Source organism: Janthinobacterium sp. BHSEK (assembly GCF_056174685.1).
In genome coordinates this window covers 115,322-134,515 of the sequence record NZ_JBWBYV010000003.1, presented here as the reverse complement: position 1 = coordinate 134,515, position 19,194 = coordinate 115,322, and the positions used below count along the sequence as shown (strand labels likewise).

Genomic DNA, 19,194 nt, shown 5'->3' with positions numbered 1-19,194 from the left:
GGAATGCTGCTTACGGGCGGGGCGTGGCGTAGCCGCGCTCCGCCAGCTGCGCGGCGATGGCGTCGTCGCGTGTTTTTTTGCCGGTGCGCAGACGCACGTGCGTCAGCGACGCGGGCAGATCCTGCAGCAGTGCGTCCACGTCGAGCAGGGTTTCCGACGCCGACAGCTGGCGCAGGGCAGGCAGAGTGGCCAGGCCGGGCAGGCTGTCGAGCGACTTGCAGGTGTGCAGATTCAGGCGTTCGAGCACGGGATTGGGCCCCAGCGCGATCTGCCGCAGCTTGATCTGGTCTTCCACCCATAGCGCCTGCAGCAGCGGGAAACGGCCGATGTCGCCCAGCGTTTCCAGGCCGCGCACGCGTATCACTTCCAGTTTCCTCAATAGCGGCGCCTCGATGTCCGCGAGCGATGCGCGGCCGCCCAGCTGCAACAGCAGCTTGTCCAGGCGGCTCATCTCCGAGATGAAATCGAGCGCCACCTTGTTCTTGATGCGGTACAGCGACAGCTCGTGCAGCGCCGGCAGGCTGGCCAGGGTCTCGATATGCTGGTGGTGGCCTTCGATGGACATGCAGGCCAGGTGCGCATACTGGCGCAGGGGCGCCAGGTCGATATTGTTCCTGGCCGACTCGCCCAGGTTCAGGTATTCGAGGGCGCGCAAATTCTCCAATTGCAGGATGTCGCCTTGCGCCAGCTCGTACACGCCCAGGCTCAGGCGCTTCAGGTGCCGCAGTTCGCCCAGCGCTTCCAGATGGATGGCTTGCCGGTGGCAATCGATGGACAGGCTGGCCACATGCGGCAGCGCGCGCAGGATGCGGGCATCGAACACCCTCGGGTCGTAGCCGTAGATGCGGATGGTCAGCGCCGTGCCGCAAGTGGCGGCCAGGGCGTCGAGGTCGGCCAGCAGCGGCGCCGGCTCGGCCAGGGTATTGAACTGCACCAGCACCTCTTGGCCGCCCGCGATGGCGGCGCGGATCGCCCCGGCATCGATGCGCTCGGGATTCTGGATGCGCTGCGGCTGTCTTGTTTGCGTCATCGTCACAGTCCTATCGGGTAGTCGACCTTCCTGGGGGGAGGGCAGCCTTCCGGCCCCGGGAACGTCTGCTTGCCCGTGTCGTCGTAGCGCTTGCCGCATTCGACGAGCATGCGCTTGCGGAAGGTGTAGATGCTGGCCACCTTGCCATTCGGGTGGTAGCAGATATTGTCGCCATCGCGGTCGGCCGAAGCGTAGCTGATCATGGTCTGGCCATTCACCGTGCGCGTGCTGTGGCCGCTGCGCGGCTCCGTGCATTTGAGCTGGCCGCTTTCGTAATACGCGTTGACGACGGAAGTGTCGGCGGCGCGGTCGACCAGCAGTTCATCCTTGCGCTTGCCGTTCGGGTAGTTCGAATAGCCTTCCTGGCGCTGGCCGTACTGGAAGGCGTAATAGTACTGCGGCTTGCCGTCCGGGTAGTACATGTGGTGGTACTCGCACACGTCGTCGCGCGTGCTGCCGTACTCCTTGAAGGTGCAGCGGTGGATGTCGTTGAACAGCTGGCCGTCCTCATAGTATTCGCGCAGGTGCGTGAGCAGGCGTCCCTGGTCGACGACGGCCAGGCGTTCCGGCTTGCCGTCCGGGTAGTAGCGCGCATCGAGGCCCTGCTTCTTGCCGTTGTCCCACAAGGTGTCGAGGCGCAGGATCTTGCCGCTGTCGTCGAACGCCTGTTCCCGCCCATCGAGCTGGCCGTTGCGGTAGGTGGCCGTGTAGACCACGTATTCCTTGCCGGCCGGGCCCAGATAGCGCGTGCGGCTGCCATCGAGCACGCCCGCCTGGTAATGGTCGCGCACGCGCAGCGCGCCTTGCGCATCCGTGTCCAGGGCCTCACCCTGTTTTTTGCCTTTCACAAAAGCGACGCTTTGCGTGGCCTTGTCCTTGAGCTTGAGCGTCCACGGGCCGTCGCGCAAACCGTCGATAAAGCTGCCGTCACCGTCTTCCGTGATCCACGCGCTATGGCGCGCGCCGTTGACGTAGCTGCCGCGCGTGCGCAGCTTGCCGCCCATGCGGCGTTCGTGCGGGCCGTTCAGCTGGCCATCCGCGTAGGTGTCGAAGCCCGTCACTTCCTCTTCATCGGCATAGTTGACGACCGTCCAGCGGCCTTCCCGCTTGCCGGCCCGGTACATGCCGCTCTCGCTCTGTTTGGGATAATTGAAGTACCACATGCCTTCTTGCAGGCCGTCGACGAAGTGCCCCTTTTCGCTGCCTTCGTGCATGCCCTCGCGCACCCACAGGCCCTGGCGCTTGCCTTTCGCGTACTGGCCCCGCTCGACCACCGAACCGTCGTCCCAGGCCAGGCTGTAGATGACGGACGGACCGTCTTCGCTGCCCGTGAACTGTTTCGGCGCCGTTTCCCACGTCACTTGCCACAGGCGGTAATTGGGCAGGATGCCGGCGCCTGCATCGCTGTACAGCGTGTAGCTGGCGGTGAGAAAACGCTCGCCTTTTTTCAGGAAGGTTTTCTTGTAGGTGATGGCGTCCTTGCCGCCGGGCGCCACAGGCTTGCCTTCGTCGCTGTAGTAGCCGACGATGCTGCCTTGCGTATGGTCGATGGCGTCGAAGTCCGCATTGCCGCTCTTGCCGCGCGCGACGCTGTAGTCCATCGGCGCCAGTTTCGCCAGCGCGGCCTTGACCTGGCCCGCGTTGGGAGCGGCGCTTTGCGCCACGATGCGGTTCAGGGCCGGCTGCAAGCCGTCGAGGCGCCGGTACTTGCCGGAGCTGCGGTGGTAGCGGTAGGCGCGCAAGCCGTTCTTGTCGCCCTGGCGGAACAGCACCAGCATGGTTTGCACGCTGGTGTCCGATTCCTTGTCCAGCGACGCATAGAAGACGGAGCGGATGACGGCATTGCCGAACTGGTCGAGCAGGAAGGTTTTCGAAGCGCTGTTCGTGCACTCGCAGTAATAGCCGTTGACGCCGTCTTTTTCCTTGATGAAGGCGATGTCGAGGCCGCTGTCTTGCGAGGCAGTGATGGCGGGATGGGCGAGGCTCTTGCCTTCGTAGAAGGGCGCGCCGTGGGCGAGGGCGGAGCAGAGCAGCAAGGGCAGGAGAACTGGCAAGAGCGGACGTTTCATCGTGGGGCTGGCACCGGTGCGCCGCAATGGAAAGGCCACGATTCTGCCTGCGTTCTTACTTGTGGGCAAATGCGCGCACGCGTATCGTGTGCGTGCCTGCGGTTCAGGGCTGGTGCGCGGCGCAAAAATCGAGCAGCAGCTGTTCGCCGTCCGGCCAGGGACCGTAGCCCGCATCGCCGTTGATATGGCCGGCGTCGCCGATCATGGTGAAATCGCTGCCCCAGGCGGCGGCAAATGCGCGCGCCCGCGCGAAGCTGACGTAGGGATCATCGCCGCTGGCCACCACCAGGCTGGGAAACGGCAAGGCTTGCAGCGGCATCGGTGCAAAGCCCGTCGTGCCGGCGGGGTAGGAGGGCGTTTCCACGTCGCTGGGGGCGACGAGGAAGGCGCCGGCGATCCTGTGCGGCGAGCCGCTGGCCGCCCAGTGGGCCACCAACGTGCAGGCCAGGCTGTGCGCCGCCAGCACGGGCGCTCGCTCGCAGGCGGCGATGGCACGGTCGAGCTCCGCCACCCATTCGTCCTTGTCCGGCGTCTGCCATTCCCCGTGCTGCACGCGCGACCATTGCGGGTGGCGCGCTTCCCAATGGGTTTGCCAGTGCTGCGGCCCGGAATTCCACAGGCCGGCCAGGGTCAGGACGAGAGGCGACATCGATGCTCCTTAAGTTATAACTCCGTGCGCAGGGCGAACAACTCCGGGAACAATACCACGTCGAGCATCTTGCGCAAATAGCTGACGCCCGCCGTGCCGCCCGTGCCCGTCTTGAAGCCGATGATGCGCTCGACCGTCGTCACGTGGCGGAAGCGCCAGAAGCGGAAGGCCGTTTCCAGGTCGACCAGCTTTTCGGCCAGCTCGTACAGGGCCCAGTGTTTCGACGGGTCGCGGTAGACTTCCAGCCAGGCCGCCTTGACGGAGGCGTCGGAGGCGGTCGGCAGGGTCCAGTCGGCGTCCAGGCGTTCGGGGGCGATGGGCAGGCCGCTGCGCGCCAGCAGCTTGATGGCTTCGTCGTAGACGGACGGCGCGCGCAGGGCGGCGTCGAGCACCTTGTAGGTGTCGGGAGCCGTCGTATGCACGTTGAGCAGGGCCGCGTTCTTGTTCCCCAAAATGAATTCGATCTCGCGGTACTGGAAGGACTGGAAGCCGGACGAGGCGCCCAGGTAGGGACGGATGGCCGTGTATTCGGGCGGCGTCATGGTGGCCAGCACGTCCCAGGCATGGACCAGCTGGTCCATGATGCGCGCGACGCGGGCCAGCATTTTAAACGCGGGCGCCAGGTCGCCGCTTTGCAGGTTGGCGCGCACGGCGTGCATTTCGTGCAGCATCAGCTTCATCCACAATTCGCTCGTCTGGTGCTGCACGATGAACAGCATCTCGTTGTGGTTGGGGGAGAGCGGATGCTGGGCCGTCAGGATGCGGTCCAGCGCCAGGTAGTTGCCGTAGCTCATCGATTCGCTGAAGTCCATCTGCGCGCCATGCCACTGCGCATCCTGGCCGCCGGCATGCATGGGGCAGCCGCTGGTGTTTTCCTTGTTCATATTCTTGTCGTCGCTCATGGGATGGGTCAGGTGACGGCATCGCGCTTGGCGGCGATGTCGTAGGCTTGCGTGTCGAGGATGTCGCGCAGGATGTCCACGGCATCCCACACCTCGGCAAAGCTCGTGTACAGGGGCGTGAAGCCGAAGCGCATGATGGCCGGCTCGCGGTAGTCGCCGATCACGCCGCGCGCGATCAGCGCCTGCATCACGGCATAACCGTGCGGGTGCGTGAAGCTGACCTGGCTGCCGCGCCGCGCATGCTCGCGCGGCGTGACGAGGCCCAGCGGATGGCTGGCGCAGCGCTGTTCCACCAGCGCGATGAACAGATCCGTCAGGGCCAGCGACTTGCGGCGGATGGCTTCCATGCTGGTTTGCGCAAAGATATCGAGGCCGCATTCGACCAGGGCCAGCGAGACGATCGGCTGCGTGCCGCACAGGGCGCGGGCGATGCCGTCGGCAGGCGCGAAGCCCGGGTCCATGGCGAACGGCGTGGCGTGTCCCCACCAGCCGGACAGCGGCTGGCGGAAGCGCGCCTGGTGTTTTGCCGGCACCCAGATGAAGGCGGGCGAGCCGGGGCCGCCGTTCAGGTATTTATAGGTGCAGCCGACGGCCAGGTCGGCGCCGGCGCCGTTCAGGTCCAGCGGCACGGCGCCGGCCGAATGGGCCAGGTCCCACAGCGCCAGCGCGCCCTGCGCGTGGCAATGGCTGCTGATGGCGGCCATGTCGTGCTGGTAGCCGGTGCGGTAGTTCACGTGCGTGAGCATGGCGACGGCGCAATCGGCATCGATGGCTTGCGCCAGTTCGTCCGGGCTGTCGACCAGGCGCAGCTGGTAGCCCCGGTCGAGCCAGGCGGCCAGGCCTTGCGCCATGTACAGATCGGTGGGGAAGTTGCTGCGTTCGCTGACGATGACGCGCCGCGCGGCCTGCGCGGGATCGCCGGCCTGCATCTGCAGGGCGGCGGCCAGCGCCTTGAACAGGTTGACGGAGGTGGTGTCGGTGATCGCCACTTCGCCCGTGCCGGCGCCCAGCAGCGGCGCCAGTCGGTCGCCCAGGCGCTTGGGCAAGTCGAACCAGCCGGCCGTATTCCAGCTGCGGATCAGGTCCGTGCCCCATTCGGCCGTGATGACGTGCTGGGCGCGGGCCAGCGCCGCTTTCGGCCGCGCGCCCAGGGAATTGCCGTCGAGGTAAATCACGCCTTGCGGCAAATCGAATTGCTGGCGCAGGGGCGCCAGGGGATCGTCGAGGTCGCGCGCGCTGCAGTCATGTCGAGAAATCATGGTGGCTTTCATGTTGATACTTGTCTCAATGGCACGATATTGCTTGAAGCTTAAAGTATTGTGCGGAAGCAGGCAGTGTAGCAAATCCACGCCGGAAAGCGGAATTTCCAGCCTGGCTGCAGCGCGAAAAGTGCCTGGCTGCGGGGCGTCAACGAAAAAAATCACGATTTTCAAAAATATTTTCAAATCGCCCTAAAGTTTTGCCAGGCGCCGCCGTCAACGATTACATGAACGGTGTCAAACCGGCCGAAAAAGAATGCGGGTCTTTGAAATATTTTTCAAAAAAACCCTAAAGTTCCTGCCAAGGCAGCCGTTATCTAGGTAGACAGGCTTGATTCTGATCAAGTTGTTGTAAAAAAGTGATATTTTTTACAGGCCAAAAGTCGGGTAAACCCGTCGCAGAGCCACGCACCCACATCCGCGCCGTTACTGGCGTGCGACCATGATCGAGCAGTGTTTGTCAGACAAACACCTACGGTCCCATCCGCCATTCCCCGACCAAAAATACAGCGCTGCGCCTCTGTTGCGTTTAATGTTGCTCCTGCAGAATGTATCTCACTGGCAACAAACAATGCTGGCTGAATTCAACGGATTGAGGAGATGGAAATGACTGCTAACGACATGATGGCTGAGATTCGCGACGCTAACCTGAGCTACCTGATGCTGGCGCAGCAAATGATTCGTGCGGACAAGGTAACGGCCATCTTCCGTTTGGGCATTGCCGCCGACATCGCCGAATTGATCGAAGGCATGAGCAATGCGCAGATCCTGAAGCTCGCTGGCGGCAACATGATGCTGGCCCGCTTCCGCTTCGACGACAGCGCCATCCTGGGCATGCTGACGAACTACAATAAAGACCGCTCGCTGGCCCAGTCGCACGCTGCCATCCTGATGGCCGGCCAGGGCGTCGAAGAAATCGCTTAAGGTTCCCATCAAAACGTCCATGGCTGCGTTGCATTGCCTCGCCGTACATTCGTACTGTCTTCGGCAACGCGCCTTGCCCTGAACATTTTGCCGGCAATCTTTTAGTCAGTATCAGTTAGTCAGTATCAGTCAGTCGCGGAGCACACAGCATGGCCAAGAAAAGTGTCGTATCGGAAGCGCAGGAAATCCAGCTGGCCATCGAATTGATACAGCTGGGCGCACGCCTGCAACTGCTGGAGACGGAAGTCTCGCTGTCGCGCGAACGCCTGCTGAATCTGTACAAGGAATTGAAGGGCGTCTCGCCGCCCAAGGGCATGCTGCCGTTTTCCACCGACTGGTTCCTTACCTGGCAACCGAATATCCATTCCTCGCTGTTCATCAACATCCACAAATTCCTCATCGACCACGCGGGCGCCACCGGCATCGAAGCCGTGATGAAGGCGTATAAGCTGTATCTGGAGCAGATGCCGCCCGAAGCGGGCGAAGAACCGTTGCTGTCGCTGACGCGGGCCTGGACCCTGGTGCGCTTTTTCAGCAGCAAGATGCTGGACATGGCGCCCTGCGGCAAGTGCGGCGGCAAGTTTGTCGTCAACTGCCTCGACCTGAACGCCGATTATGTGTGCGGCCTGTGCCACATGCCTTCGCGCGCCGGCAAGACCAAGAAGGCGCGCGATGAGGCGGCCGCTGTCGCGCCGCCCGGCGTCGTCGCCTGATCCTGCTTCAAGAATAGCCTCAGTGAAAACCGGAGCGGTCGCCAGACCGGACTCCGGTTTTTTCATGGTGCTTTCGCTTACACTGGCGTTTTCCTCCGATGGCTGTCCCATGCTGCAACAAATCCTGCGCGCACCCGCGTTCAAGGCGATCCTGATCCAGGCGCTGGCCTTTCCCTTGATGTTGCTATCGGTATATGGCCTGGCGCGCGCCGGCGCGACCATGCCGCTGCCGGCCGTGGCGCTGGTGCAGGGCGTGCTGGCGGCGCTTCTTACCTGGCGCGCGGGTCTGGCGCGCTGGTGGTGCGCCATCGGCCTGCTGTTTGCGCCCGCCTTGCTGGGCGCCAGCCTGCTCGATTTGCCTCCGGGCGTATTCCTGGCGGCCTTTGTTTTCCTGTTGAGCCTGTACTGGTCCACATTCCGTACGCAAGTGCCGTTTTATCCGTCGGGGCCGAAGGTGTGGCAGGCGGTGGCCGAGCTGATCGCGGACCGGCCCGGCGTGCGGCTGGTCGATATCGGCAGCGGCCTGGGCGGCCTGGTGCTGGACCTGGCGCGGCGCCGGCCCGACGGGCAGTTTTCCGGCATCGAACTGGCGCCGCTGCCGTGGCTGGCCAGCCGCTTGCGCGCGCGGCTGGCGGGTAGCCGCGCGCGCTTCCTGCGCGGCGACTACGAAGGACTCGACTTCGGCCGCTACGATGCCGTGTTTGCCTACCTGTCGCCGGCGGCGATGGCGGCCCTGTGGATCAAGGCGGAAAGGGAGATGTTGCCCGGTAGCATGCTTATTAGTTACGAATTCCGGATCGCGGCGCGCGAGCCCGATAAGACCATCGCCGCCACAGAGGGTGGCCCTTTGCTTTACATATGGTGCTTTTAAGCAATTGTCTGCGTTATTTGCTTGCCCGGAGGGCAATCTCACGTTATTGTAGTTCCACACGGCATTTTCTCGGAATTGCATTGAAAAGCAGCACATTTCAATTAACTTCCGGTTACTTTTTTTGCCACTGTCCTTGCCGGCGGCGCAGCCGCCAGAAGACGGAAACAGGTTTGAACATGCCGGGCGCACAGCCTCGGCCATTATTGGGAGTCAGGGCACTTGTTAGTCATAATCGGATACATCATCGTCTGCGCCTCGGTCTTTGGCGGCTTCGCAATGGCCGGCGGCCATCTGGCGGCGCTGTTCCAGCCGCTGGAGTTGCTGATGATCGGCGGCGCCGCCCTGGGCGCCTTCCTTGTTGGTAACAATAACAAGGCCATCAAGGCGACGATCGCCGCCTTGCCCAGCCTGTTCAAGGGCTCGCGCTATACCAAAGAGCTGTACATGGAACTGATGTCGCTGTTGTTCGAAGTGCTCAGCAAGGTGCGCAAGGAAGGCTTGATGTCGATCGAAGGCGATATCGACAAGCCGGAAGAGAGCCCGCTGTTTTCCAAATACCCGGCCGTGCTGGCCGACCATCACATCGTCGAATTCATGACCGATTACCTGCGCCTGATGGTGTCGGGCAATATGGATGCGTTCCAGATCGAAAACCTGATGGACAACGAAATCGAGACGCACCATCATGAAGGCGCCGTGCCGGCCCACGTGATCGCCAAGGTGGGCGATGGCTTGCCCGCGTTCGGTATCGTCGCCGCCGTGATGGGCGTGGTGCACACGATGGAATCGGTGGGCATACCGCCGGCCGAGCTGGGCATGCTGATCGCGCACGCGCTGGTCGGCACCTTCCTCGGCATCTTGCTGGCCTATGGTTTCGTCGGCCCGCTGGCCAGCCTGCTGGAGCAGAAGCTGGAAGAGTCGAGCAAGATGTTCCAGTGCGTGAAAGTGACCCTGCTGGCCAGCCTGAACGGCTATGCGCCGGCGCTGGCCGTGGAGTTCGGCCGCAAGGTGCTGTTCTCGACCGAGCGCCCGACGTTCAATGAGCTGGAAGACCACATCAAGAAATCGAAAACGAAGTAAGCAGTGAATATACGCCTGGACACCATGAGTCATTTGCAGCACACGGAAGGGGGACGCCATGGCCGATGAAGGCATGCGCCCGATTATCGTCAAGCGTATCAAGAAGACGGCTGGCGGGCACCATGGCGGGGCGTGGAAAATCGCCTACGCCGACTTTGTTACGGCCATGATGGCCTTCTTCCTGCTGATGTGGCTGCTCGGCTCCACCTCGAAGGGCGACTTGAACGGCATTTCCGAATTCTTCAAGACACCGTTGAAAGTGGCCATGGCGGGCGGCTCCGGCAGCGGCGAAAGCAATTCCGTGATCCAGGGCGGCGGCCAGGACCTGTCGCGTCAGGATGGGCAGGTACGCAAGGCGCAGGAAGAGCAGCAGCGCAAATCGTTCGACCTCAATTCCGCCAAGGCCGCGCTCGAGCGCGAGGAAGGCAAGCGCCTGCAGGCGCTCAAGGCGCGCATCGAAGCGACCATCGACGCCAATCCCCTGCTGAAAAAATACAAGAACCAGTTGCTGCTCGATATCACCAGCGAAGGCTTGCGCATCCAGATCGTCGACGAGCAGAACCGTCCGATGTTTGCGCTCGCCAATGCGAACCTGCAACCGTACACCAAGGAAATCCTGCACGCCATCGGCTCCGTGCTCAATGAAGTGCCGAACCGCATCGGCCTGTCCGGGCATACGGATTCGACGCCCTACATGAGCGATGCCGGCTACAGCAACTGGGAATTGTCGGCCGACCGCGCGAATGCGTCGCGGCGCGAACTGGTGATCGGCGGCATGAAGGAAGAAAAGGTCTTGCGCGTGGTGGGCCTGGGTTCGGCCGCGCACCTGGACAAGCTCGATCCCTTCAATCCGATCAACCGGCGCATCAGCATCATCGTCATGAACAAGCGCACGGAAGAAAATGTCCTGCGCGATGGCGCGGCGATCGAATTGCCGGTGACCGATGCCGCTTCCGCCGCTGTCGCTTCCGGGCTGGCGGCCGGCGCGCCGCCCGCGGCGGCGCCAGTCCCCGCCCCGGCAGCGGCGAAAAAATAACACGCAAGGCTGTCGACGCGTGGTGTATTGAAACAATGAGATCTTTATGACAAGAAAGAAAATACTTGGCTCGCATGTAAAGCGCCTGCTGTCTGGCGTGTCGGACCATGGCCGCAAGCACTTGACGGAGGTGGAAACCGACCTGGTGCAGACCGGCATCTTGCTGGAAGAGGCGATCGAGAAGCTGTCCTTCAATTTCATGGCGATACACGCAGCCGTCGCTGCGCAGCAAGACACGATCGCCTTGCTGCTCGACGGCGGTATTCCTGCCGAGCAGCAGCGGGAAAAACTGCTGGCCTTGCAGGATGAGGTGGGAGGCTATGTGAATGCCGCCATCACCAGCCTGCAGTTCCAGGACATGACCAGCCAGCTGATCGAGCGCACCTTGAAGCGCGTGACGGGCTTGCGCGAGTTCCTCGGGACCCTGGGCGAGCATGGTGCGGAGATGTTGCCGGAGAGCGACAATGAAGAAATTGTCGCTTTGCTGGGGCGGGTCAGCATGGCGCTGGCGATTCAAAGCCTGGAGTTGCGCAGCGTGCTGCGCAAGGCTGTCAGTCAACAGCATTTGGAAAGCGGCGACATCGAGCTGTTCTAGCATGCCAGTGCGGAGCGCTTGTGGTTGCATGGATTGATTAATCAAATACTCGGGCAGGATGCCCGGAATAAGTGGGAGCAAAGATGGCCAAAACGATACTTGCAGTGGACGATTCCAGCTCATTGCGCCAGATGGTGGCGTTCAGCCTGAAAGCCGCCGGTTACCAGGTGGTGGAGGCCGTCGACGGTCAGGATGGACTGGAAAAAGCCAAGCTGCAAACCGTGGACCTGGTATTGACGGACCAGAACATGCCGCGCATGGATGGCCTGGAGCTGATCAAGCTGCTGCGCGAACTGCCGACCTACCAGAAGGTACCCATCCTGATGCTGACGACGGAGTCGTCGGACGAGATGAAATCGAAGGGACGTGCCGCCGGTGCCAATGGCTGGCTGGTCAAGCCGTTCGATCCGCAACGCCTGATCGAAGTGGTCAAGAAGGTGATCGGCTGATGCCAGCCGCGCAGCACAACGATGCAATTGACGGAGTCACCCTATGACCATCGATATTAGCCAGTTTTTTCAGGTCTTTTTCGATGAGGCCGAAGAACTGCTGGCTGAAAAAGAACGGCTGCTGCTGGCCGTTGATATTGCGGCGCCCGACGCCGAAGATCTGAATGCCATTTTCCGCACCGCCCACTCGATCAAGGGCGGCGCATCGACGTTCGGCCTCTCCGACATGAGCGAGGTGACGCACATCCTCGAGTCGCTGCTCGACCGCATCCGTCAGGGCCAGATGGCCCTGACGGCGGAACACGTCGACGCCTTCTTGGCGGCCAAGGATATCCTCAAGATGCAGCTCGACGGCCATCGCCTGGGCAGCGCCGTCGACCAGGATGCCGTGGCCAACGTGCGCATGATGCTGCAGTCGTTCTCGCAGGACGTGCCGGTGGCCGCGCTCACGCCCGTCGCGCCAGCCTTCCATACGGCGGAAAAGGCCGCCGTCAGCCATGCCGGCGGCCATCGCATCCGCCTGGAGCTGCCGGCCATGGAGCCGCGCGAAGTCGATGCGCTGGCGGCCGAACTGGGCTTGCTGGGCGACGTCGCCGTATCCAGCCTGCCCGATGCGCGCAAGGTGCTGGAAGTGACGACGCATGAAAGCCTGGACGATATCCTGGCCATCTGCTCGTTCGTGCTCAATCCCGACGACATGGTGATCACGCAGGCGCCGCCGCTGGCGCCGGGCGAAGCCGATGCGGCCCGCGCGGCGCAGGAAAAGGCCCAGGGCTACGGTTTCTTCGACCCGCTGCCAGGCGCGCCTGCAGCACAGGGCGCGACGGACCCCGGCTACGGCTTCTTCCAGCCGATCGAGGATATCCGCGCCGCCGCCGGCGTGCAGAGCGACGCCGAACAGGGCTACGGTTTCTTCCAGCCGCTCGAACAGATCCGCGCCGATGCCGCCAAGGCGGGCAACGCCAGCGCCGCCGCCGCGCCAGCCGTGGCGAGCGCCGTGGCCGAAGCGGAGCAGGAAAAGAAACCGGCCAAGAAAGAGGGCGACAAGGCCGGCGCCGAATCGTCGTCGATCCGCGTCTCGATCGAGAAAGTCGACCAGCTGATCAACCTGGTGGGCGAGCTGGTGATCACGCAGGCGATGATCGAGCAGCGCGCCAGCGCGCTCGATCCGATGCTGCATGAAAAACTGCTCGACAGCGTCGGCCACCTGACGCGCAATACGCGCGACTTGCAGGAAGCGGTGATGTCGATCCGCATGATGCCGATGGATTTCGTCTTTTCGCGCTTCCCGCGCATGGTGCGCGACCTGGCCACCAAGTTGGGCAAGAAGGTCGATTTCATCACGAATGGCGCCGCCACGGAACTGGACAAGGGTCTCATCGAGCGCATCGTCGATCCGCTCACGCACCTGGTGCGCAACAGCATCGACCATGGCGTGGAAATGCCGGCCGCCCGCGTGGCAGCCGGCAAGACCGAGGCGGGACGTCTGTTCCTCTCGGCCAGCCACCAGGGCGGCAACATCATCATCGAAGTGTCCGATGACGGCGCGGGACTGAACCGCGAGCGCATCCTGGCCAAGGCCGCGCAGCAGGGCCTGGACGTGTCCGAGTCGATGAGCGACGCCGAAGTGTGGCAGCTGATTTTCGCGCCCGGCTTTTCCACCGCCGAAGCCGTGACCGACGTGTCGGGCCGCGGCGTGGGCATGGATGTCGTCAAGCGCAATATCAGCGCCATGGGCGGCGTCGTCGACATCCGTTCGGCCAAGGGTTTCGGCACGACGATTTCCATTTCGCTGCCGCTGACCCTGGCCATCCTGGACGGCATGTCGATCCGCGTCGGCGACGAAGTGTATATTTTACCGCTGGGTTTTGTCATCGAATCCCTGCAGCCGGCCGTTGAGGACATCAAGGACATCAGTGGCAAGGGGCAGGTGGTGAAAGTGCGCGGCGAATACCTGCCCTTGATTCCGCTGTACCAGATGTTCGACATCGCGCCGCGCTTTACCAGTCCCTCGGAAGGCATCTGCGTGATCCTCGAGACGGAAGGGCGCAAGGCGGCCCTGTTTGTCGACGACCTGGTGGGGCAGCAGCAGGTCGTGGTGAAAAACCTCGAATCGAATTACCGCAAGGTGGTGGGCATTTCCGGCGCCACCATCCTGGGCGATGGCGGCGTGTCGCTGATTCTCGATGTCGCCGCCCTGATCCGTTCCTCTCGCCAGCTGGCCGACGAGTCCATTTTTTCGTAATACCGATAGATAAAGATAGGAAAACGCACCATGTCAGATACTCAACAAACATCCGGAAGCAATGCGGGCGACGGCAAGGACATCGCCGGCCGTGAATTCCTGGCCTTCACCCTGGGCTCCGAAGAGTACGGCATCGATATCCTGAAGGTCCAGGAGATCCGTGGTTACGAAGCGGTCACCCGCATCGCCAACGCGCCTGAATTCATCAAGGGCGTGATCAACCTGCGCGGCATCATCATCCCCGTGGTCGACATGCGCATCAAGTTCAACCTGGGCACGCCCGTGTACGACCAGTTCACGGTGGTGATCATCCTGAACATCGGCGGCCGCATCGTCGGCATGGTGGTCGACAGCGTTTCCGACGTCACCACTCTGACGCCGGAGCAGGTCAAGCCGGCGCCGGAAATGGGCACCGCCTTCTCGACCGACTACATGATCGGCCTGGGCACCATCGACGAGCGCATGCTGATCCTGGTCGACATCGACAAGCTGATGTCGAGCAGCGAGATGGGCCTGATCGACAAGCTGGCGGCGTAAGCTGCAGCATGGCGGCGCGCGGTGCGCCGCCGTTTTACCACGCAAAGAATCACTACAGATATGCATGTACCGGCGCGGGAAAGTAATCCTCGGGAAATTATTGTGAATTTATGACGAACAGAACCGGATGCTGTGCAAGGCGCCCGCAGCGACGCAGTGCGAGCACTGCCAGCTGCGGGCAACGCCGCACAGCGCCGGTTATGGAAGTCAGAAATCATAATAATTTATTGGGGGTTACTTGCTAGAGGCGCGCCGGCAGGCTGCAAGGTCCGACAGAGACCCGGCCATAACACGGCGCCGTCCGGTTGAACGGGCGCCGTTCACATAAATATTGGAGACTGTAATGAGTTTGCGCGATTTCAAGATAGGCACCCGGCTGGGGATAGGTTTTGGCAGCATCCTCGCCATCCTGGTGGTGGTGATCGTTTCGGCGAATGCCCTGAATTACCGTAACAAGGCCCAGTTGCTCTCGGGCCTGGAGCTGGCAAGCGAAAAGAATACGCAGGCGTCGCTGATGAAAAGCGCGATGCTGGAAACCGGCATCGCCATGCGCAATATCGGCCTGCAGGGCGATGTGGGCCTGATGCAGGTGGAAGAGGGCAAGGTGCGCGAGCAGCGCAAGCTGTACGACGGCGCGCGCGGCAAGCTGGCCACCTTGGGCCTGTCCGATGGCGAGAAGGCGCTGCTGGCCAACATCGCCAAGGCCGACGGCGAAGTCGATGCCGCCTTCAAGGAGGCGATGGGGCAGGTGCTGGCGTTTAACAGCGAGGGCGCGGCGAAGGTGATCGCCACCCGCATCGACCCCTTGAACAAGGCGACCCTGGCCGATATCAACAAGCTGCTCGACTTGCAGCACGTGGCGCAGCAAAGCTTCATGGGCGACTCGCTGGCGGCCGATGCGCGCCTGATGACGGTACTGTTCGTCCTGGGCGGCGCGGCGGTGGCGATCGGCGCCTGGTGCGCCATCTTCATCACGCGCTCGATCACGGTGCCGCTGTCGGGCGCCCTGGCCGTGGCGCAGAAAGTGGCTGCCGGCGAGCTGACCTCGCGCGTGGTGGTCGAGGGCAAGGATGAAACGAGCGCCCTGCAGCAGGCATTGAAGGACATGAACGCGAGCCTAGTGCAGACGGTCAGCGACGTGCGCACGGGAACCGACACCATCACCGTGGCGTCGCGCGAGATCGCCAGCGGCAATGCGGACCTGTCGGCGCGCACGGAAACGCAGGCCAGTTCGCTCGAAGAGACGGCATCGTCGATGGAAGAACTGACGTCGACCGTGAAGCAGAACGCGGACAACGCGCGCCAGGCCAACCAGCTGGCCGTGTCGGCGTCGTCGGTGGCGGAGCAGGGCGGCAAGGTGGTGGCGCAAGTGGTCGACACGATGGGTTCCATCAAGGACAGTTCGCGCAAGATCGTCGATATCATCGGCGTCATCGACGGCATTGCGTTCCAGACGAATATCCTGGCGCTGAATGCGGCCGTCGAAGCGGCGCGCGCGGGCGAACAGGGACGCGGTTTTGCGGTGGTGGCGTCGGAGGTGCGCAATCTGGCCCAACGATCGGCCGGCGCGGCGAAGGAAATCAAGGGCCTGATCGGCGACTCGGTCGACAAGGTCGATGCCGGCAGCCGCCTGGTGGACGAAGCGGGACAGACCATGGGCCTGATCGTCACGTCGATCCGGCAGGTGGCCGACATCATGGGCGAGATCACGGCGGCGACGCAGGAACAGAGCCATGGCATCGAGGAAGTGAACCAGGCCATCGCGCAGATGGACCAGATGACGCAGCAAAATGCGGCGCTGGTCGAGGAAGCGGCGGCGGCGGCCGAAAGCATGCAGGACCAGGCGCAGAAACTGGCCGACGCCGTCAGCATCTTCAAGCTGGACGGCGAGAGCGCGGCGCAGGCGGCCATGCCCGCGCCCGCGCCAGTAGTCAAAGCGGCGGCACGGCCGGCGCCTGCAGTGGCGGCAACTACACGGCGGTTGGCAAAGACGGCGCAAGCCGGCACGCCACCGCCGGCGAAAAAGCTGGCGGCGGCCGGCGGCGACGATTGGGAAGAGTTCTGACGCCGACCCGGTCCCGCTAGTTATACTTGCAAAGGCATTGGTCAGAGTAGTCATAGAGAGGTAAAAACAAAATGCCGCAAACTAAAACGGATTCGGTCAAGGAATTTGATTTCACTGGCAAGGACTTCGAACGGGTCCGCGCCATGATTTACAAGCGGGCCGGCATCGCGCTGGCCGACAGCAAGCAGGAGATGGTGTACAGCCGCCTGGCCAGGCGCCTGCGCGCGACGGGCATCTCCTCGTTCGTCCGCTACCTGGACGACCTGGAGGCGGGCCGCATGGGCGACGAATGGGAAGCGTTCACGAATGCGCTGACGACCAACCTGACGTCGTTCTTCCGCGAGGCGCATCACTTCCCGCTGCTGGCCGAGCATGTGAAAAAACTGAGCGGGCCGATCACCATCTGGTGTTCGGCCAGTTCCACCGGCGAAGAGCCGTATTCGATCGCCATGACGGTGTGCGAGGCGTTCAATACGCTCACGCCGCCGGTCACCATCATCGCCACGGACATCGACACGAACGTGCTGGCCACGGCCGCCAATGGCGTCTACAACCTGGACCGGCTCGACAAGATGCCGGCCGACCGCGCGCGGCGTTTCTTCTTGCGCGGCAAGGGCGACCGCGAAGGGCAGGTGCGGGTGCGCCCGGAACTGCGCCAGATGATCACCTTCAAGCCGCTCAACCTGTTGGCCGACGGCTGGCCGTTGACGGGCCAGTTCGACGTCATCTTTTGCCGTAACGTGATGATTTATTTTGACAAGGCGACGCAGCGCAAGATCCTGTCGCGCTTTGTGCCCTTGATGAAGCCCGATGCCCTGCTGTTCGCGGGCCATTCGGAGAATTTTCTGTACGTGTCGGATTCATTGAAGCTGCGCGGTAAAACAGTCTATGAGCTCGATCAGCCTCGGGGCGCCGCGCCCAAGGCATCGTCGCATCGTACATGAGAGTGAGATATGAGCCTGGAATCCAAAGAGCAATTCGCCACTAACGTCTATTACGACAGGACGTTCAATTGTGACGCCGCCAAGATCTTGCCTGGTGAGTATTACTTTACCAACAAGGACATGCTGATCGTCACCGTGCTCGGCTCCTGCGTCTCGGCCTGCATCCGCGACCGTGTCACGGGCCTGGGCGGCATGAACCATTTCATGCTGCCCGACGGCGGCAGCGATCCGAACAGCCCGATTTCCGCGTCGATGCGCTATGGCACCTATGCCATGGAAATCCTGATCAACGATTTGCTGAAGGCCGGCGCGCGGCGCGAGAACATGGAAGCGAAAGTGTTCGGCGGCGGCGCCGTGCTGCGCGGCTTCACGGCGATCAACGTGGGCGAGCGCAATGCGGCCTTCGTCATCAATTACTTGAAGGCGGAGAAGATGCGCGTGGTGGCCGAAGACCTCAACGACATCCACCCGCGCAAGGTGTATTTCTTCCCCCGCAGCGGCAAGGTGCTGGTGAAAAAGCTGATGCAGACGCACAACGACACGCTGGTGCGCCGCGAACTCGATTACGCCAGCCGCCTCAAGGTCGCGCCGGTGGGCGGCGAGGTCGAACTGTTCTAGTGACAGCGGACCAAACCTGCTGCGCGTCGCGCTGTGCGGCTTGCGCCGGTTTTGTCCGTTTACTAATTTAATAAAGAATAAGGGCCGCAAGGCCTGGAAGGATATTTATGAAGATCAAGGTATTGATCGTGGATGATTCGGCGCTGATCCGCAGCGTCATGACGGAAATCGTGAACAGCCAGCCCGACATGGAAGTGGTGGGGGCGGCGCCCGATCCGCTGGTGGCGCGCGAGATGATCAAGCAGACCAACCCCGACGTGCTGACCCTCGATGTCGAGATGCCGAAGATGGATGGCCTGGACTTCCTGGAAAAGCTGATGCGCTTGCGCCCGATGCCGGTGCTGATGGTGTCGTCGCTGACCGAGCGCGGTTCGGAAATCACCATGCGCGCGCTGGAACTGGGCGCCGTCGATTTCGTCACCAAGCCGAAGATTTCCATCCAGAGCGGCATGCGCGAGTACACGGACATGATCGCCGACAAGATCCGCGCCGCCTCGAAGGCGCGCATCCGCGCGCGCACCCTGCCGTCGGCCGGCGACAAGGCGGCCGCGCCGCTGCCTGCGCTGCGCAGCCCGTTGACGTCGAGCGAGAAGCTGATCATCGTGGGCGCCTCGACGGGCGGCACGGAAGCTATCCGCGAATTCCTCATGCAGATGCCGTCCGATTGCCCCGGCATCCTGATCACGCAGCACATGCCGGAAGGCTTTACGCGCTCGTTTGCGCGCCGCCTCGATTCGCTGTGCAAGATCTCGGTGCAGGAAGCGGCGGGCGGCGAACGCGTGCTGCCCGGCCACGCCTATATCGCACCCGGCCATTCGCACCTGACACTGACGCGCAGCGGCGCCAACTACATGACCAAGATCGACCAGGGCGAACCGGTGAACCGCCACCGCCCGTCCGTCGATGTGCTGTTCCGTTCGGCCGCGCAATCGGCCGGGAAAAATGCCGTCGGCGTGATCCTTACCGGCATGGGCAAGGACGGCGCACAAGGCATGTTGGAGATGAAGGCCGCAGGAGCGTATAATTTTGCGCAGGATGAAGCCAGTTGCGTGGTGTTCGGCATGCCGCGCGAGGCGATCGCCGTCGGCGCTACGCATGAGGTCGGCGCTCTGACGGCGCTGCCTGGCATGGTGCTGGGACACCTGGCGGCGCACGGCATGCGTGCTTTGCGCGTGTAAGCCACGTTTTATATGATCTGAGGCAAGTTT

The 19,194-nt window shown here is 62.7% G+C and carries 18 protein-coding genes; 13 read left to right on the top strand and 5 right to left on the bottom strand.

What is annotated here, in order from left to right:
• Positions 1 to 10: 10 nt before the first annotated feature.
• From AC0V2Y_RS01300 to kynU, 5 genes are all read right to left on the bottom strand, one after another.
• Entirely contained in the window at positions 11 to 1,030 is a 1,020-nt protein-coding gene (locus AC0V2Y_RS01300; RefSeq protein ID WP_475413569.1) for a leucine-rich repeat domain-containing protein, read from the bottom strand.
• A 2-nt stretch (positions 1,031 to 1,032) separates the two neighbouring features.
• Complete coding sequence (locus tag AC0V2Y_RS01295) at positions 1,033 to 3,138, bottom strand: toxin-antitoxin system YwqK family antitoxin (RefSeq protein ID WP_475413568.1); 2,106 nt, start codon at positions 3,136 to 3,138, stop codon at positions 1,033 to 1,035.
• A gap of 64 nt (positions 3,139 to 3,202) precedes the next feature.
• Positions 3,203 to 3,748: an RBBP9/YdeN family alpha/beta hydrolase gene (locus AC0V2Y_RS01290; protein WP_475413567.1), complete on the bottom strand. Its 546-nt coding sequence runs from the start codon at positions 3,746 to 3,748 to the stop codon at positions 3,203 to 3,205.
• 14 nt (positions 3,749 to 3,762) lie between these two features.
• On the bottom strand, positions 3,763 to 4,650 hold the full coding sequence (gene kynA, locus AC0V2Y_RS01285) for a tryptophan 2,3-dioxygenase (protein ID WP_475413566.1): 888 nt from the start codon (positions 4,648 to 4,650) through the stop codon (positions 3,763 to 3,765).
• Positions 4,651 to 4,658: 8 nt separating this feature from the next.
• A complete protein-coding gene (kynU, locus tag AC0V2Y_RS01280; protein ID WP_475413565.1) occupies positions 4,659 to 5,909 on the bottom strand; it encodes a kynureninase in 1,251 nt (416 codons plus the stop codon).
• Between the two features lie 606 nt (positions 5,910 to 6,515).
• Between kynU and flhD the strand changes: the two genes are divergently transcribed.
• The 13 genes from flhD to AC0V2Y_RS01215 all read left to right on the top strand — a co-directional run bounded on the left by flhD (position 6,516) and on the right by AC0V2Y_RS01215 (position 19,164).
• Positions 6,516 to 6,833, top strand: a complete 318-nt coding sequence (gene flhD / locus AC0V2Y_RS01275; protein ID WP_010396649.1) for a flagellar transcriptional regulator FlhD — start codon at positions 6,516 to 6,518, stop codon at positions 6,831 to 6,833.
• Positions 6,834 to 6,982: 149 nt separating this feature from the next.
• Positions 6,983 to 7,546, top strand: a complete 564-nt coding sequence (flhC, locus tag AC0V2Y_RS01270; protein WP_152282605.1) for a flagellar transcriptional regulator FlhC — start codon at positions 6,983 to 6,985, stop codon at positions 7,544 to 7,546.
• Between the two features lie 109 nt (positions 7,547 to 7,655).
• Positions 7,656 to 8,417 (top strand): SAM-dependent methyltransferase, encoded by a 762-nt coding sequence (locus tag AC0V2Y_RS01265; RefSeq protein ID WP_475413564.1) that lies wholly within the window; start codon positions 7,656 to 7,658, stop codon positions 8,415 to 8,417.
• A gap of 219 nt (positions 8,418 to 8,636) precedes the next feature.
• On the top strand, positions 8,637 to 9,497 hold the full coding sequence (gene motA, locus AC0V2Y_RS01260; protein ID WP_034758373.1) for a flagellar motor stator protein MotA: 861 nt from the start codon (positions 8,637 to 8,639) through the stop codon (positions 9,495 to 9,497).
• 58 nt (positions 9,498 to 9,555) lie between these two features.
• Positions 9,556 to 10,533: a flagellar motor protein MotB gene (gene motB, locus AC0V2Y_RS01255; protein ID WP_475413563.1), complete on the top strand. Its 978-nt coding sequence runs from the start codon at positions 9,556 to 9,558 to the stop codon at positions 10,531 to 10,533.
• A 46-nt stretch (positions 10,534 to 10,579) separates the two neighbouring features.
• The gene (locus AC0V2Y_RS01250; protein WP_034758366.1) at positions 10,580 to 11,128 is read left to right on the top strand and encodes a hypothetical protein; all 549 of its coding nucleotides are present in this window, start codon (positions 10,580 to 10,582) and stop codon (positions 11,126 to 11,128) included.
• 83 nt (positions 11,129 to 11,211) lie between these two features.
• A complete protein-coding gene (locus tag AC0V2Y_RS01245) occupies positions 11,212 to 11,577 on the top strand; it encodes a response regulator (RefSeq protein ID WP_034758362.1) in 366 nt (121 codons plus the stop codon).
• A 43-nt stretch (positions 11,578 to 11,620) separates the two neighbouring features.
• A complete protein-coding gene (gene cheA / locus AC0V2Y_RS01240; protein ID WP_475413562.1) occupies positions 11,621 to 13,822 on the top strand; it encodes a chemotaxis protein CheA in 2,202 nt (733 codons plus the stop codon).
• A 30-nt stretch (positions 13,823 to 13,852) separates the two neighbouring features.
• The gene (locus AC0V2Y_RS01235) at positions 13,853 to 14,359 is read left to right on the top strand and encodes a chemotaxis protein CheW (protein WP_034758356.1); all 507 of its coding nucleotides are present in this window, start codon (positions 13,853 to 13,855) and stop codon (positions 14,357 to 14,359) included.
• 343 nt (positions 14,360 to 14,702) lie between these two features.
• Entirely contained in the window at positions 14,703 to 16,424 is a 1,722-nt protein-coding gene (locus AC0V2Y_RS01230; RefSeq protein ID WP_475413561.1) for a methyl-accepting chemotaxis protein, read from the top strand.
• Positions 16,425 to 16,495: 71 nt separating this feature from the next.
• Positions 16,496 to 17,368 carry a CheR family methyltransferase gene (locus AC0V2Y_RS01225; protein ID WP_035826600.1) on the top strand — a complete coding sequence of 291 codons (873 nt, stop codon included), beginning with the start codon at positions 16,496 to 16,498 and terminating at the stop codon, positions 17,366 to 17,368.
• A gap of 9 nt (positions 17,369 to 17,377) precedes the next feature.
• Positions 17,378 to 17,986: a chemoreceptor glutamine deamidase CheD gene (gene cheD, locus AC0V2Y_RS01220; RefSeq protein ID WP_034758343.1), complete on the top strand. Its 609-nt coding sequence runs from the start codon at positions 17,378 to 17,380 to the stop codon at positions 17,984 to 17,986.
• A gap of 107 nt (positions 17,987 to 18,093) precedes the next feature.
• A complete protein-coding gene (locus AC0V2Y_RS01215) occupies positions 18,094 to 19,164 on the top strand; it encodes a protein-glutamate methylesterase/protein-glutamine glutaminase (protein ID WP_475413560.1) in 1,071 nt (356 codons plus the stop codon).
• Positions 19,165 to 19,194: the final 30 nt, after the last annotated feature.